The following is a 16270-nucleotide window of genomic DNA, read 5'->3' as shown; positions in this document are numbered from 1 at the left end:
ACTTATAGATTTACCTGCGCGCCTTCCCAGCCAATTATTGCGGTTTTTCTCGTATTTCCCCACATGTAGCCACCAAAGATTCCGGTTGACTGAATAACGCGATGACACGGAATTAAAAACGCAACTGGATTACTACCAATAGCTGTACCAACAGCTCGTGAGGCATTTGGCTTTTCGATTTTTTGTGCAATGTCGCCATAAGTAGAAAGTTGCCCCATTGGAATTTTTAAAAGAGTTTCCCAGACTTTTAATTGAAAATCGGTGCCTTTTAAGTGGAGTTTAATTTCCGATAATTTGCTCCAGTCATTTTGGAAAATAAAAAGTGCATTTTGTTGCGCCAAATCTAATTTTTTAGAAAATTGAGCGTTTGGGAATTTATGTTTCAAATCCTGAAATCCAATTTCTTCTTCCTCGGCGAAAGCCATAAAACAAACGCCTTTTTGAGTTGATGCGACAATTATATTACCAAACGGACTTTCGGCAAAACTGTAATTAATTTCAAGATTTTTTCCGCCGTTTTTATATTCTGCCGGTGTCATTCCTTCGATATTAACAAATAAATCGTGAAGTCGGCTGGTGCCCGAAAGTCCCGTTTCGAAAGCCGTTTCTGAAATCGTTGCCTGATTTTCTTTGAGGAGTTTCTTCGCGTGTTCAATACTTGTATATTGCAAAAATTTCTTCGGACTTGTGCCTGCCCAATCGCTAAAAAGCCTCTGAAAATGAAACGGACTCAAATGCACTTTCTCCGCAACCTCGTCAAGATTGGGTTGATCTTTAAAATTTGCTTTGATATAATCGATAGCTTCAGCAATACGATTATAATTAATGGTTTCTTGTGTGTTCATTTTTCTTCCATTTTATAAGGCAAAGATCGATTGGTTTTTGATGGCATAAAATCCGAAACTTGCTGTGTTTTTTTTAACCGCAAAGTGCGCTAGGATTTGCGCAAAGATCGCATGTTTTTAATCTCGCAAAGACGCAGAGTCGCAAAGTTTTTTTCAAAATATTGTCATCCTGAGCGAAGTCGAAGGACCGTAAAGTAATTCTATAAAGATTGAAAACTTAAAGCAAACTTTGCGACTCTGCGTCTTTGCGAGATTATATTATTCGTTATAATTCTTTTTCCATTTTATAATTAATAATTTCAACGTCTTGTACTATATTTTTTTGTTCTGCTTTTACAACAAATCCTTTCTTTTCAAAAAAGGGTTTTGCGGTTATGCTTACGTCAGAAGTAATAATTTTTGAATGATGTTTTTTAGCTTCAAGTTCTAATTCGGCGAAGATTTTATTCGCAATTCCTTGTCTTTGAAAATCTTTGTGAATGAAAAAGAAATCAATATAATTTCCATCTTTTAATGTCCCGAATCCAGCGATTTTGTTTTCAATTATGGCGAGTAAAACAAACTGTTTTTCAACAACATCAATCCATCGCTGTGTAATTTTTGCACCAGAAACCCATACATTGATTTGTTCAGGATTGTAATCGTTTTTACAAACTGATTGAATAGTTTGTATGAACAATTCTTTCATTTCTGGAAGATCGGAGATTGTGGCTTTTTTGAAATTCATGCTTTATGTTTTTTAACTAAAACAAAACTAAGATTTAATTAAGGTATATTTGGCAGTGCTCTGATTTCCAGTAATTTCAAAAAGCTTCAGTACAACTCCTTTTTTCAAATCTCGACTAGCAGTAGGCGCTGAAATATCCTTAAAAACATGCATATAATCCTTTCTTGTAAATTCCTTAATTCCAAGAGAATAAAAATACTCTAACCTGTCAATGTCTTTTATTGTTCTGTTATTATAATTAAGCAAGTTTTCTAATGATTTATTTATGACATCTAACATATACTCAATAAAGTGAGTTGATTTACCTGTGCTATCACTTATTGCGAGGGATTTGTAATAACTGTCTTGAGTTTTGCTTATTAGTGTTTCAAAAGGTAAAAATTCAAAAACAGGATATTCTTCCATTAAAATAACAGTCTGCCAAAATCTTCCCATCCTACCGTTTCCATCCAAAAAAGGATGAATAAATTCCATTTCATAGTGAAAGACGCAGCTTTTTATTAGGGTTAGTTCGTCTTTGTTTTTTAAATATTCGAATAAATCATTCATTAAAAAAGGGACGTTCTCATATGGTGGAGCTATATGCGCAACTTTTGTTCCTTTTACGATTCCAACCCCTTGTTTCCTGTATTTTCCAGCATCAAGAATTAAATCCTTCATTAATAGTTTATGCGCATTTAAAAAGCTTTCAGAGGAAGTTGATTTGTATTTTTCTAAATCTTCGTAAACCTTTATTGCATTTAAAACTTCTAATACATCTTTTTGAGGACCAATTACTCTCTTGTTCTCAATTAAGGCAGTTATTTGTTCTTCTGTTAAAGTGTTTCCTTCAATTTGTAATGAAGAATGTATTGTTTTGATTCTGTTCTGCTTTCTTAGTTTTGGAGAATGCTTGTCAAGATATGCAGCATTCAAAGCTCCAATTTTTTCAGAGATGGAACTTATAAGTTTTAATGTGACAGGAGTAATATCGTAAGGAGGCTTCATGATAGTATCATTTGATACTATCAAAAATAATTCTTTTTGATTTAATGTGCCACAGTTTTAGAAAAAACATTAATTATAATAACACCTATTACAATTAAACTTAGTCCAATTATTGCAGGTAAATCTGGTATTTCTTTGAAGAATATGGCGCCAATTGCAGTAATTAAAACAATGCCGACGCCAGACCAAATGGCATAAGCAAATCCAACAGGAATTGTTCGAATAGCAAAACTCAAACAATAAAATGCACCACAATAGCCAATAATGGTAATGATACTCGGAATTAGCTTGGTGAATTCTGAAGATTTTTTTAATGCCGAAGTTGCTATGATTTCGAAAATTATTGCAACGAATAAAAATATAAAATTCTTCATAGTTTGTGTTTTTTACAAAGTTAGCCAATGTTTTGAAGCAAGATGTGAAAAGCTAGAAGTAAGTTGATAGTCGATTTAGCATGACAAACCCGACAGGTTTTAAAAACCTGTCGGGTTTCTTATGTTAGATCATAGATTTTAAAATCTTCTAAGGATTGAGCGACAAACCTACGCTAAAAAACAACCTCACTTTGTCGATATTATTTATCCATGAAGTGTCAAAATGGATTGGTCCAAGAATGGATTGATAAGAAATCGCGGCTCCTCCAGATATTACGAGGCTTGGGTCAATATTTTCGTCCCAATTTCCTTTTGGGTTAAAAGCATGTTTGATATAATCGTCAAAAGTATCAAATCCTACAGTTGCAATATTAAAATGAGGAGTAAGGTAAATTTTTCCGGTTATATTTATTTGAGAACCGAGTCGGAGACCCATATATTGCGTTACATTGAGTTCGTCTTCATGCAGGCCAGCAAATGAGAAGCGATTACTGCCAGAACTCGGAATAATTCCCCCAAGAAAATATTTTGAGGCATAACCAAATCCTGAAAAATCAATTTGATCTCCTTTCAGTTTATCCTGAAATATAAAATACGAATCAAAACCTACAATTCCGGTGATTTTCTTTTTTAAGAGTGCTCTCCTTTCATAACCAAAACCAAATTTCGTATAACCGTTTGTTGAGCCTGAAATACGTGTTAAATCAGGGTCAGTAAAAGAAGCGTCAACATCTGTCAGAAACGACCGCGCGATGCTTGCTTTCATAATAGTTCCGTTTGTAGCAAAAAAAACTCTATCCATGTCATTAAACGAATAATGCATGTTGAATTCGATATTGTTAAAACTATAGTTGTTTATACTGACAGAGTTTGGATTATATTCACGATCATATTTGGGTTTTAGGTTAGTGTATGCATAGTTTAAGCCAAAACCTACATAACTTTTCAGCGAATTTATATTTCTATTTACTTCATTGTTCAATTCAAATGCATTATAAAGTATATTGTCTGATGCTTTTCCATCGATATAAATTTCTTGGCGAAGCAAGGCGCCATATGCCTCAGATCCCCACCACCATTCTCTGTGCTGTCCAAAATTTTTCTGATAATTGATTCTTGCTTTTGGCTGTTCGGCAATATCTACCGTTAAAAGAAGACGAGAGGCATCTGCGAGAACATTTCGGCCGGTATAATTAAAAATAATTCCAACACCTCTATAAGTGTCATAATGTACAGATGTGTTGAGCTGATTTTTGGCACGCTCAAATCCGAATAAAGTGATTCCGAGTTTACCTTCGCTATTGGTAAAATAACTGTAGGTAATCTCATCAAAAAGATTGGTTCCCATTGCTCTGTTGATTCCGGCAATTAAGTCTTTGGTCGTGTATTTTACGTGCGTTTTTAGGTTTGCTCTTCCAACTACCAAAGGCATATTTTCAGGGCTTATTTTTTTATAAACGATAGTATCGAGCACAAATTCTTTAGGCATATCGGGCAATGCATGCGTTCGTTGTGGAAAACCTTTTAGTTTTTCAGCTAATGCAATCAAAGCCGGAAGATTTTGATTGGTTGCTATTTTACCGTCTTTGTAGATTTCGTCGCTATCTGCAAAATCGGCGGTTGAGAAACGCAGGTTGGGCAAGTGGTCAACTAATATTGTACAACGATCACGATTGGCAGGATTCTTAATGTTGCTCGGAAACATACTGGTCTGCATCAATATTGTCATAACATTGTTCAGTTTGTCTATTGGTTCCAATCCGCCACCAACGTCACTTCCAATAATAATGTCAGCTCCCATTTGTTGGGCAACATCAGTAGGGAAATTGTTTAATACTCCGCCATCTACTAATACTGATTTTTCGTAAGGCATTGGCTTGAAAATAGCAGGCAATGACATACTGGCCCGCATGGCATAAGCTAAGCTTCCTTTGCTTAAAATAACTTCTCTTCCTTCGACCAAGTCGGTAGCCATAGCTCTAAAAGGAATGGGAAGACTGTCAAAATCTCTGACATTATAAACAGGATAAGTTAATTCTGAAAGGTATTCTCTTAAATTTTGATCATTTAAAAGAGAACCGATGCTGTTGAGTTTTCCGTCTTTGACACCAATTCCGACCAAATATCTTTGAAATTCTCGTTTTTCCTCAGCACTTACCGATCGCAATGATTGGCCTCCGCCGAGGAGTTTGTCCCAATAAATATTTTTAGTAATTTTTTCGATACTGTCGCCAGAATATCCCATGGCGTATAAACCGCCAATGATGCTTCCCATACTGTTTCCAACAATAAGATCTGGAACAATATGCAGGGAATCAAGTTTCTGTAAAAGCGGAATATGTGCAATTCCTTTTGCGCCACCTCCACTTAGTACCAAAACGACTTTAGGTTTTTTTTCCTGAGAAAAAATAAGGTGCGGAAGACTTAATAAAAATAGGAAGACGAGTAAATAAGATGTTTTTTTCAAGTGTGTACTGTTTAAGTATTTGAGAAATAGATTCTTATTCTGGTTATTAAAAGTAAGCAGATATTTATAAACCTGCAATTTTTTGCTAAAAATGTTTTGTCCAAAGCATAAAAACAGAAAACCCGACAGGTTTTTAAAACCTGTCGGGTTTGAATATGTAATTAAATCTAAGATCTACAATCTTAAATAATTAGTATCTGTAGTACTCTGGTTTGAATGGACCTTCAACTGGAACACCAATATAAGCAGCCTGATCGTCACGTAAAGTTTCCAATTCAACTCCTAATTTAGCTAAGTGCAAAGCAGCAACTTTTTCATCTAAATGTTTTGGCAACATATAAACTTCATTTTTGTAAGCTGCACTGTTGTTCCATAATTCAATTTGTGCCAAAGTTTGGTTTGTAAATGAGTTACTCATTACAAAACTTGGGTGACCTGTAGCACAACCAAGGTTTACTAAACGACCTTCAGCCAAGATAATGATATCTTTACCGTTGATGTTGTATTTGTCAACCTGAGGTTTGATTTCGATTTTAGAAGCACCGTGGTTTTTGTTTAACCAAGCCATATCAATTTCGTTATCGAAGTGACCAATGTTACAAACAACAGTTTTATCTTTCATTTGCTCGAAGTGCTCTCCAAGAACGATATCTTTGTTTCCTGTAGTTGTAATGATGATATCAGCATTAGCAATTACAGTGTTTAATTTTTTAACTTCATAACCGTCCATTGCAGCTTGTAAAGCACAAATTGGATCGATTTCAGTAACAGTTACAATAGAACCAGCACCTCTGAAAGAAGCAGCAGTTCCTTTTCCAACGTCACCGTATCCACAAACTACAACTCTTTTTCCAGCCAACATTAAGTCAGTTGCACGACGTACAGCATCTACAGCAGATTCTTTACATCCGTATTTGTTATCAAATTTAGATTTAGTAACAGAGTCATTAATATTGATTGCAGGCATTGGCAAAGTTCCAGCTTTTACTCTTTCGTAAAGTCTGTGAACACCAGTTGTAGTCTCTTCAGAAAGACCTTTAATTCCAGGAACTAATTCTGGGTAACGATCAATAACCATGTTAGTTAAATCTCCACCATCATCAAGAATCATGTTCAATGGTTTTCTGTCTTCACCAAAGAATAAAGTTTGCTCAATACACCAGTCAAATGATTGTTCGTCAAGACCTTTCCAAGCATAAACCTGAATTCCAGCAGCAGCAATAGCAGCAGCAGCCTGATCTTGAGTAGAGAAAATATTGCAAGAAGACCAAGTAACTTCAGCACCAAGAGCAATTAAAGTCTCGATTAAAACTGCAGTTTGAATAGTCATGTGTAAACATCCAGCGATACGAGCACCTTTAAGAGGTTGTTCGTCTTTATATTCAGCACGAAGCGCCATTAAACCTGGCATTTCAGCTTCAGCTAGTTCAATTTCTTTTCTTCCCCAAGCCGCTAGAGAAATGTCTTTTACTTTGAAAGCCACATATGGCGTAGTCGTTGTACTCATTTATAGTATATTTGTATTGTAAAATTTTTGCAAATTTAAGGAATAGCTTTTGAATTTTACTAATTTCTCTCAGATTTGTGAAATCTTTAATTTCTTAATCTTTAGAACATTAGTTTGTGAAATGATTTTAACCTTATAAGTGATATAAGTTCATTTAAAAAAGATTCTGAAACTATTACCTTTGTTGCGAATTGCTTATATTTACTAGTACATTTTTTTTGCCCCAAAGTTATATTTCCTTAAATAACTTATATGGTTTAAATATGCCACCCTAATAATTTATAATTAACCATTCACCATTCACAATTTTAAAAATGCCTTTATTTCAGACCATACAATTCAATGAAACTACTAAAATTTTAATTTGGGAAATAACCGAATCTTTTGAGGAATTGTATAGCCGTGTAACTTTAAAAGAAAAAACACAAAAAAGGCTGGACGGAATGAAATCGCAAATGCATCAGCGTGCTTTTTTAAGTGTTCGAATGCTGATTCAGGAAATGGGTTTTACAGATAAAGATTTGCATTACGACGAATTCGGTAAACCTTATTTTGATTGCCATCATCATATATCGATTACACATTCCTATCATTTTGCGGCTATTATTATCAGCCATGAAAAGATTGGAATTGACATGGAGTTACAGCGCGAAAAAATTCAGAGAATTGCCGATAAATTTACCGACTACGAATGCAATTATTTAAAACCAGAATTTACAGAAGAATACATAAAAAAACTTACCGTAATCTGGGGAGCGAAAGAAGCCATCTTTAAAATCAGAAATGAAAAAGGAATCAGTTTTAAAGATCATATTCAAGTTGAAGATTTTTCTTTAGATAAATCTCAAACACAGGCAAGTCTTCATTTTGATGCTTTGGTGAAAGATTTTGATGTGCATTACCAAGAAGTTAAATCAGATAATTTTGAAGGTAAGTTTACTTTGGTTTATGCTTTTGAAAAGTGAATTTATTAGATAACCGTAGCAATAAGTCATTGCGAGGAACGAAGCAATCTCATTTGCTAGATCAATCATAGCGAGGTTGCTTTGTTCCTCGCAATGACATTAAATCTCGTTTTCTTTTTTTCGATGTTCAAACATGCTCATATACAAAAACGTACTCATCTTTCTAGCACGTCTTTTTAGTGTTTCAACATTCTCGCCTTCAAAATGTTCGTCTAAAGTCTGCGCCCAATAATTCAGCCAAATTCCGAATTCATTTGCTGTGATTTTATCTCCAAAATGTTCATCAACTTTATTGTGAACCGCAATTGGATTTCCGTTATATTTTTTTACACCAAATAAATTCATTTCCCAAAAATCAGTGAGTTTTTCGAGATGCGCATTCCAATCCTGAATCATTTCGTTAAAATAAAAGCCGATTTCTTTATCGGCTCTTATTTTAGCATAGAACTGATGTACTAAAAATGAGATGTCATCTCTGTTTTCTATTTGCTTTTTCACAGAATAAAACTATTTAAAACGATAAAAAATATACTTAAGAGAGCACTCAGAATAATAAAATTAAAAATCACTTTATGTTTCATTTGTGCTAAAATAGAAGTGTTTGCAAAGACACAAGCCAGAACAATAATTGCAAGTTGAATCATTTGAGGAATCGAAGTTCCGTTAGATAAAACATACATTGCCGCAGCGCCTCCTAAACAGCTTTGTCCAATTACTGCCATCGCAGCAGAACCCATATAATTTCTATTGAAAATGTCGAATGTTGATTGATATAGTGTCATGATATTGTGTTTTTATAAATACAAAGGTACAAGCACAATACTGCTCGGTTTTATGACTAAAATCATAAAATAAGAACTTTTTTATCGATATACTTTTCGGTTTATGATCTGCAATTCGCCTTTTTTTTCCAAGTTTTTTATTGCTCTGATAACGGTTTCTACGCGCAAACCAGTTAAATCGCCTATTTGTTGTCGGGTGAAATTAATGAGATAACCATTTTTATCTTTCTGAAAATTAAAATAAGCAATTCCGTGATCGATTAATTTTAAAACACGATGTTCTGGTTCGTGAGTCGAAATTTCGGCAGCCATGACCGATTTATAATACAATCGCTGTGCAAGGTTTTCTATTATTTTGATACTTATAATCGGATTTTCTTCAAGCAATTTCATGAAGTTAGATTTTGACAGAACAAAAAGTTCAGAATCTTCGACAGCAATTGCATTGGCCGGATATTTTTGATTTAAAAATAATGGTGGTTCTCCAAAAGACTGCTCTTTATAGAATATACCTTGAATAAATTCACGTCCGTCATCATTGTAATTGCTCATTTTGATTTCGCCCGAAATAATTTGGTAATAGTGCGCTGGCAGATTTCCTTCTTCAAAAATAATTTCATTTTTTCCGAAGGATTTTTTCGAGGCACCATATTTTTTTAATAATGAAGCTGCAATCATACTATTTTCATCAGTTAGCAGTGACGGTTGTACAAATATAATTCATTCGAGATAGTTCTTCTACGTCAAAAACTTTTTACTTTTACGCCCATTATGGAGCAAAAATTACTCAATATACACCAGCAGATTTTAGATGCTAAGAAAAATGGGCAAAAATTGCTGGCCATTTTATTAGATCCAGATAAAATTGTACTGGAAAACCTAGATCATTTAGTACTCAAAATAAATCAATCTCCTGCAACGCATATTTTTGTAGGCGGAAGTATTGTTGAAACATCAATTTTAGAAGAATTAATTGCGCAGTTAAAAGAAAAAACAAATTTGCCAGTCGTTATTTTTCCAGGTGATCCGTCACAGATTTCACCTCAAGCCGATGCGATTTTGTTTTTGTCTTTATTATCAGGAAGAAATCCAGATTATTTAATTGAATATCAGGTTCAGGCGGCGCCAATTCTTAAAAAAACAAATCTCGAAGTTATTTCAACTGGTTATATTTTGATTGAAAGTGGTAATGAAACTGCAGTCGCACGTGTAAGTAAAACCAAACCGCTTAATCGTGAAAATTTTGATTTGGTTTTGGCTACAGCACAAGCGGGAGAAATGCTAGGGAATAAATTAATGTATTTAGAAGCCGGCAGCGGTGCTAAAAATGCCGTTCCATTGAAAATGATACAGTTAATTGCGCAAAATATCGAAATTCCTATAATTGTTGGAGGAGGAATTGTAGATTTGCACGGAATTCAAAATGCATATAAAGCTGGCGCTGATTTAGTAGTTATTGGAACTGCTTTTGAAAACGACAGCCATTTTTTTGAACAATAAATAGCCAACCCAAAATCTAAACTAAATGATTGATTTTTTTTTCGAAAATTATAAAAATGCGCCGTTGTGGCATATTGCTTTGGAGTTTTTAGTTTTTGTATGCGGAATATTAAGTGTTTGGTTTGCTAAAAAAGAGAACATTTGGGTCTATCCAACTGGTTTGATTGCTACCGTAATTTCAGTGTATTTGCTATATATTGCGGGCTATATTGGCGATATGATTATCAACGGATATTTCTCAATTATGAGTATTTATGGCTGGTATGTTTGGGCGCGCGGAGGCTCGGTTGAAGATAATTTACCAATTACTCGTACAAATTTTAATGAAAAAATAATCGGAATCGTACTGTTTATTGTTACTGTTTTTGTAGTTTTCGGGATTTATAAATATTTCGATTATAAAATCAAACCTGACAATTATGTTGATATGATTTCGTCGGGAATATTTTTTGCAGGAATGTGGTACATGGCCAGGAAAAAAATCGAAAACTGGACACTTTGGATTATTGGCGATATAATTGTTGTGCCTCTTTATGCTTATCGCGGCTTAGGGATGCTGTCACTACAATATTTAATTTTTACAATTTTAGCGATTTCAGCTTATTTAGAATGGAGAAAAATCTTAGACAGCAACAAACAACTATCATAAAAATTGCTTTGTTTGGACCTGAAAGTACGGGAAAAACAACTTTAGCAAAACAGCTTGCAGATTACTACGAAACCGAGTGGGTTCCTGAATTTGCACGCGATTACTTACAAGAAAAATGGGAGGAAAACCAGCATATTTGTGTGGCCGATGATATGATGCCTATTGCCTTCGGACAAACTGCGCTTGAAAATGAAAAACTTTTGAAAGCAAAAAAGTACCTGTTTTGTGATACTAATTTAATGGTTACCAAAGTTTTCTCTGAAATGTATTATGGTTTTTGCGATCCGCTTTTAAATGAAGCAGCGCTGGAGCATGAATATGATTTGTTTTTCCTGACTGATATTGATGTTCCTTGGGAAAAAGACGACATCAGAGATTCTCCAAATGGGAGAGAAACTGTTTTTTCTGTCTTTAAACAAACTTTATTGGATACAAAAAAGCCCTTTATAACTTTGTCTGGCGATAAAGAAAGCCGTTTGGCAAAGGCAACTGCCATCATTGATGAACTTGCATTAGCTAAATCGCATGGTTTGTCTTCAGAAGATTTTGTTCAGTTATACCAACGTGGGATTTCTGTTGACAGTGTTCTGAGGCAATTAAAAATTTTTAAAAAAGGAATTACAAAAATCAATTTAATAAGTCCGGCAACAATTGAAAACGGTATTTTAGAGTTTTCTGAATCCGAATTTGAAGAAAAAGCCGCTTTTTTTGATCTTCAAAAAGAAAATCTGAAAATTAAAAAATTCGTTCCGGCTTCTGGAGCTGCAACAAGAATGTTTAAATTTTTAAGAGCTTTCTTAAATGATTTTGATATTGAAAAAGAAACGATAAACGCCTACATTAACAGACATAAAGACAAAGAGCTTTCGATCTTTATTGTAGCAATGGATAAGTTTCCGTTTTTTAAAGAAATTGATGAAAAATTAAGATCGATTTATCCTGATTTTGAAAATTTAGATCGTGATTATAAAAATTACTATTTCATAAAAACATTGCTTTCTCAGGATTATTTTGCTTTTGCAGATAAGCCAAAAGCAGTTTTACCTTTTCATAAATACATAGATCATATCGCAAATCCTATTGAGGAACATTTGAATGAATGTGTGCATTATGCATCTTCAAATAAAGTTTCGAACCTTCATTTTACAGTAACTGAAGCACATCAAGGATTATTTGAAAAAGAGATGGACGTGCTCAAGAAAAAAATTGAGAAGGGTTCCAATATTCAGATTAATATTGGTTATTCCTATCAAAATGCAGGTACAGATTCTATTGCAGTTGATTCAAAAGAAAGATTAGTAAGAGATAAAAATGACGCATTGATTTTCAGACCAGGAGGACATGGTGCCTTGATCCAGAATTTAAATGTGCTTGATGCAGATGTTATTTTCATTAAAAATATTGACAATGTAATTCAAAATCATATTGATAAAATTACATTATATAAAAAGGCACTTGCTGGAATTTTGATTGAAGTGCAGCAAAAAGTCTTTGGCTACCTTCATGCGATTGATCAACAAAAAATTGGAGAAGATCAATTAAAAGAAGTGATTTTTTCTTTATCAAAAGAGTTGAATGTCGAAATTTCAAGCGATTTTGAAATGTTTACTTTTGAGAATAAAATCAGCAAGATCAAAGAACTTTTAGATCGCCCGATCAGAGTTTGCGGAATGGTAAAAAATGAAGGAGAACCTGGCGGAGGACCGTTCTGGGTTATGAATGAAAAGGGAATAAAATCACTTCAGATTGTTGAGACTTCTCAAGTTGATTTATCAGATAAAAAACAATCCAAAATTTTAGCTGAAGCGACGCATTTTAACCCAGTAGATTTAGTTTGCGGGATTAAAAACTACAAAGGTGAAAAGTTTGATTTGCAAAATTTTGTTGATCAAAAAACGGGTTTTATTGTTGAAAAAAGCGTTGATGGAAAAACGGTTAAAAATTATGAATTGCCAGGATTATGGAACGGTTCTATGGCGCATTGGCTGACTATTTTTGTTGCTGTTCCGTTAATTACTTTTAATCCGGTGAAGACGGTAAATGATTTACTGAAAGCGCCACATCAGCCACAATAATGGACGTTGATAAAATCATATCAGAATTAAGTTTCAAGGCCGTAAGAAGCAGTGGCGCCGGCGGACAAAACGTGAACAAAGTTTCATCAAAAGTTGTTTTGTCTTTTGATTTAAATGCTTCGCAAGCTTTGTCTGATGATGAAAAATTGCTTTTGCAAACTAATATTGCAGCACGTTTAACTTCTGAAAATATTCTGATTTTAAATTGTGACGAAGACAGAAGTCAACTTAAAAACAAAGATATTGTTACAAAACGTTTTCTTGAAATCATTAAAAAAGGATTATTTGTTCCGAAGGCTAGAAAAGCGACAAAAGTTCCGAAAGCAGTAATCAAAAAAAGAATTAAGGATAAAAAGAATGTCTCTGATTTAAAGCAATCAAGAAAGAAACCGAATCTAGATTAGAACCATAAAATTTGAGTCAATGATTAAAATACTTAATTTCTTTCTGATAATTATCTCTTCTATTTTGATTGCTGGAATTTATGGGATTTTACATGACCAAATTACCTATACAATTTCACCAGAATACTATACACTTTTTAAATTTGAACAATTTGGAATAAACCAGTGGGGAGTTTCAAATGAAAGAATTAAAGCTGGAATTGTTGGGTTTTTAGCTACTTGGTGGGTCGGATATTATTTAGGTATTATCTATGCATTTGTCTCTTTGTTTTTTAAATCGAAAGAGATTTTAAAGATCACAATAAAATCAATTTTTTTTAATTTGCTAACAGCTTTAGTTTTTGGCTTCCTAGGCTTTTTGTGGAGCTTTTTCTTTTTAGATGATAAGATCGATTGGTATATACCAGCTAATACGAGACATGTTCAGGATTTTATAAATGTAGGTTCAATACATAATTTTGGATATATTGGAGGTGTAGTTGGGCTTTTTATTGGTATTTATTGTCTTGTAAAAAATGCCAAAAGTGTATCAATTTCTAAAAATTAAGACTGCGTTAAATTAAGACATTTGATTTTTTGAGTTTTAAATATTTTAACACTAAATTTGCACTGTCTCAAAGGGGTGCTCTAAATAACGAGCTGAGATCATACCCAAAGAACCTGAGCGAGTAATGTTGCTAAGGGAAAAAACGACACTATCGAGCGTGCACACTTTATTTTGTCGTGAAACACATTTATTAATTTAACAAAAGAATAATTCCCCCTTTTATTCGTAATTTTTTACGAATGAAAACAATTTTTCAAGGTACAAAGGTACTAAGTTGCAAAGGTTCTAAGGTTCAAAAAATGAGCAGAACCAAATCTATTTTCTTTCTTCTTTCTTCTGGCCTGTTCACACTATTTTCTTTTGCGCAAGAGCAGGATTCAACCAAGGTCAATAAATTAGATGATGTATTGGTTTCGGCAGTTCGTGTGACTTCAAAAACTCCGGTTACGTTTAGTAATATGGATAAAAAGGAAATCAAATTCAGAAATCTTGGTCAGGATATTCCCGTTTTAATGAATTACCTGCCATCTGTAGTAACAACATCGGATGCTGGAGGTGGAATTGGTTACACCGGAATCAGAGTCCGCGGAAGCGATGCTACAAGAGTAAACGTAACCATAAATGGAATTCCGTACAACGACGCCGAAAGCCAAGGAACTTTTTGGGTAAACATGCCCGATTTTGCTTCTTCGGTAGAAAGTCTTCAATTACAGCGCGGTGTAGGAACTTCGACAAATGGCTCCGGAGCTTTTGGAGCAAGTTTGAACATGTTGACAGATAGTTATGCTTCTAAAGCAAATGGAGAAGTTTCTGGTTCATTCGGAAGTTTTAATTCTCAAAAACAAACAGTAAAATTCAGTACAGGTTTATTAAATGATCATTTTGAATTGGCTGGACGCTTGTCTAGAATTAAATCAGATGGTTATGTGGACCGCGCGAGTTCCGACTTAAAATCGTATTTTCTTCAAGGAACTTATGTTGGAAAAACGACTTTAATCAAAGCATTGGTTTTTGGAGGAACCGAAAAAACATATCAATCTTGGAACGGAATTGACGAGGAAACTTTAAATACAAACCGCACTTTCAATTCTGCAGGAATGTACACAGACGAAAATGGAAATGTTCGTTTCTATGATAATGAAACCGATAATTATCAGCAAGATCATTATCAATTGCATTGGAGTGAATCGGTTTCTGACAAATGGAGTACAAACTTAGCTTTCCATTATACAAAAGGAAAAGGGTACTACGAAAATTATAAAGAAGATGCCGATATGGCCGAATATGGTTTGTTGCCAGTTGGAGCTGTAACAACAACTGATTTGGTTCGTCAGAAATGGTTGGATAATGATTTTTACGGGACAACTTTTTCGGTAAAATACAAAGATGAAAAGCTAGATGTTATTTTTGGTGGAGGTTGGAATAAATATGAAGGGGATCATTATGGAAAAGTAATTTGGGCAAGATATGCTTCTCAATCGGAATTGGGAGATCATTATTACGACGATTTTTCGACTAAAACTGATGGAAATATTTTCGCGAAAGCCAATTATCAGTTTACAGAAAAATTAAGTTTTTACGGAGATCTTCAATATAGAAATGTAAAATATAAAGCCAATAGCGCCGAAACAGGTTTAGTTGATAATAATTTTAATTTCTTCAACCCAAAAGCAGGTTTGAATTATGCTTTCAACGAAAAAAACACTTTGTATTTCTCGTATGCTCGCGCAAATCGTGAGCCAAACAGAACCGATTATGAAGGCGGAAATGTGAAGCCAGAAAAACTGAATGATTTTGAATTAGGATGGAGATTCAATTCAGAAAAATTTCAGCTGAATTCTAATTTCTATTACATGGCATACAAAGATCAGCTGATTTTAACGGGAACATTAGACGATGTTGGTTCGCCAATTCGCGCCAATACAGATAAAAGTTACCGTTTAGGTTTTGAATTGGATGCCACAATTAAACTTTCGGAACAATTTATTATTCGTCCAAACTTTACTTTAAGTAGTAATAAAAATGTTGATTTGGCTGTTGATGGACAAAATTACGGAACAACTAAAATCGCTTATTCACCAGAAGTTATCGCTGGAAACATAATCGTTTATAGCCCGCTTCAGAGTTTGCATATTTCATTATTGCAGAAATATGTTGGCGAGCAATACATGAATAATATCGAATTGCCATCAGCAAAACTGGCAGATTATTTTGTAAATGATTTGAATGTGTCTTATGAAATAAAACCAAAATCGGTTTTTAAATCGATTATGATTACAGGGTTGGTGAACAATATTTTAGATAAAAAATATGTTTCAAACGGATACATGTGGGATGTTTATCCGTATTATTATCCTCAGGCAGGAATTAATTTCTTAGCCGGACTGACACTTAAGTTCTAAAAATAAAAAAGCCTGAAAATTTAAACTTTCAGGCTTTTT

Annotated in this window: 16 protein-coding genes; 7 read left to right on the top strand and 9 right to left on the bottom strand. The window is 33.9% G+C overall.

Annotation, left to right across the window (positions count from 1 at the left end):
• Positions 1-2: 2 nt before the first annotated feature.
• The 6 genes from FND99_RS08235 to ahcY all read right to left on the bottom strand — a co-directional run bounded on the left by FND99_RS08235 (position 3) and on the right by ahcY (position 6907).
• Positions 3-845, bottom strand: a complete 843-nt coding sequence (locus FND99_RS08235; RefSeq protein ID WP_144337495.1) for a bifunctional helix-turn-helix domain-containing protein/methylated-DNA--[protein]-cysteine S-methyltransferase — start codon at positions 843-845, stop codon at positions 3-5.
• Between the two features lie 265 nt (positions 846-1110).
• Positions 1111-1572: a GNAT family N-acetyltransferase gene (locus FND99_RS08230; RefSeq protein WP_144337494.1), complete on the bottom strand. Its 462-nt coding sequence runs from the start codon at positions 1570-1572 to the stop codon at positions 1111-1113.
• Between the two features lie 27 nt (positions 1573-1599).
• Positions 1600-2559, bottom strand: coding sequence for a Fic family protein (locus tag FND99_RS08225; protein WP_144337493.1), 960 nt, complete (start codon positions 2557-2559; stop codon positions 1600-1602).
• Positions 2560-2600: 41 nt separating this feature from the next.
• Positions 2601-2933: a DMT family transporter gene (locus FND99_RS08220; protein WP_144337492.1), complete on the bottom strand. Its 333-nt coding sequence runs from the start codon at positions 2931-2933 to the stop codon at positions 2601-2603.
• A gap of 148 nt (positions 2934-3081) precedes the next feature.
• Positions 3082-5400, bottom strand: coding sequence for a patatin-like phospholipase family protein (locus FND99_RS08215; protein WP_144337491.1), 2319 nt, complete (start codon positions 5398-5400; stop codon positions 3082-3084).
• Between the two features lie 190 nt (positions 5401-5590).
• Positions 5591-6907, bottom strand: coding sequence for an adenosylhomocysteinase (gene ahcY / locus FND99_RS08210; protein ID WP_144337490.1), 1317 nt, complete (start codon positions 6905-6907; stop codon positions 5591-5593).
• Positions 6908-7221: 314 nt separating this feature from the next.
• Between ahcY and FND99_RS08205 the strand changes: the two genes are divergently transcribed.
• Positions 7222-7872, top strand: coding sequence for a 4'-phosphopantetheinyl transferase family protein (locus tag FND99_RS08205; RefSeq protein ID WP_144337489.1), 651 nt, complete (start codon positions 7222-7224; stop codon positions 7870-7872).
• 99 nt (positions 7873-7971) lie between these two features.
• On the opposite strand, the gene FND99_RS08200 is transcribed toward FND99_RS08205, so the two are convergent.
• The 3 genes from FND99_RS08200 to FND99_RS08190 all read right to left on the bottom strand — a co-directional run bounded on the left by FND99_RS08200 (position 7972) and on the right by FND99_RS08190 (position 9332).
• On the bottom strand, positions 7972-8370 hold the full coding sequence (locus tag FND99_RS08200; protein WP_144337488.1) for a group III truncated hemoglobin: 399 nt from the start codon (positions 8368-8370) through the stop codon (positions 7972-7974).
• Positions 8367-8654: a hypothetical protein gene (locus tag FND99_RS08195; RefSeq protein ID WP_144337487.1), complete on the bottom strand. Its 288-nt coding sequence runs from the start codon at positions 8652-8654 to the stop codon at positions 8367-8369. Before FND99_RS08195 ends, FND99_RS08200 begins: the two co-directional genes overlap by 4 nt.
• Positions 8655-8735: 81 nt before the next feature.
• Positions 8736-9332 carry a Crp/Fnr family transcriptional regulator gene (locus tag FND99_RS08190; RefSeq protein ID WP_144337486.1) on the bottom strand — a complete coding sequence of 199 codons (597 nt, stop codon included), beginning with the start codon at positions 9330-9332 and terminating at the stop codon, positions 8736-8738.
• 93 nt (positions 9333-9425) lie between these two features.
• Between FND99_RS08190 and FND99_RS08185 the strand changes: the two genes are divergently transcribed.
• From FND99_RS08185 to FND99_RS08160, 6 genes are all read left to right on the top strand, one after another.
• Positions 9426-10154, top strand: coding sequence for a phosphoglycerol geranylgeranyltransferase (locus FND99_RS08185; protein ID WP_144337485.1), 729 nt, complete (start codon positions 9426-9428; stop codon positions 10152-10154).
• 25 nt (positions 10155-10179) lie between these two features.
• Complete coding sequence (pnuC, locus tag FND99_RS08180) at positions 10180-10803, top strand: nicotinamide riboside transporter PnuC (protein ID WP_144337484.1); 624 nt, start codon at positions 10180-10182, stop codon at positions 10801-10803.
• On the top strand, positions 10764-12878 hold the full coding sequence (locus tag FND99_RS08175; protein WP_144337483.1) for a DUF4301 family protein: 2115 nt from the start codon (positions 10764-10766) through the stop codon (positions 12876-12878). Before pnuC ends, FND99_RS08175 begins: the two co-directional genes overlap by 40 nt.
• The gene (gene arfB / locus FND99_RS08170; protein WP_144337482.1) at positions 12878-13282 is read left to right on the top strand and encodes an alternative ribosome rescue aminoacyl-tRNA hydrolase ArfB; all 405 of its coding nucleotides are present in this window, start codon (positions 12878-12880) and stop codon (positions 13280-13282) included. Before FND99_RS08175 ends, arfB begins: the two co-directional genes overlap by 1 nt.
• A gap of 19 nt (positions 13283-13301) precedes the next feature.
• Entirely contained in the window at positions 13302-13829 is a 528-nt protein-coding gene (locus FND99_RS08165) for a hypothetical protein (RefSeq protein WP_144337481.1), read from the top strand.
• A 239-nt stretch (positions 13830-14068) separates the two neighbouring features.
• Positions 14069-16231, top strand: a complete 2163-nt coding sequence (locus FND99_RS08160) for a TonB-dependent receptor (protein ID WP_144337480.1) — start codon at positions 14069-14071, stop codon at positions 16229-16231.
• The last annotated feature ends 39 nt before the right edge of the window (positions 16232-16270 follow it).

Source organism: Flavobacterium daemonense (assembly GCF_007341385.1).
GTDB classification, from domain to species: domain Bacteria; phylum Bacteroidota; class Bacteroidia; order Flavobacteriales; family Flavobacteriaceae; genus Flavobacterium; species Flavobacterium daemonense.
The sequence above is the reverse complement of the archived record's forward strand: the minus strand, read 5'-3'. Positions and strand labels throughout refer to the sequence as shown.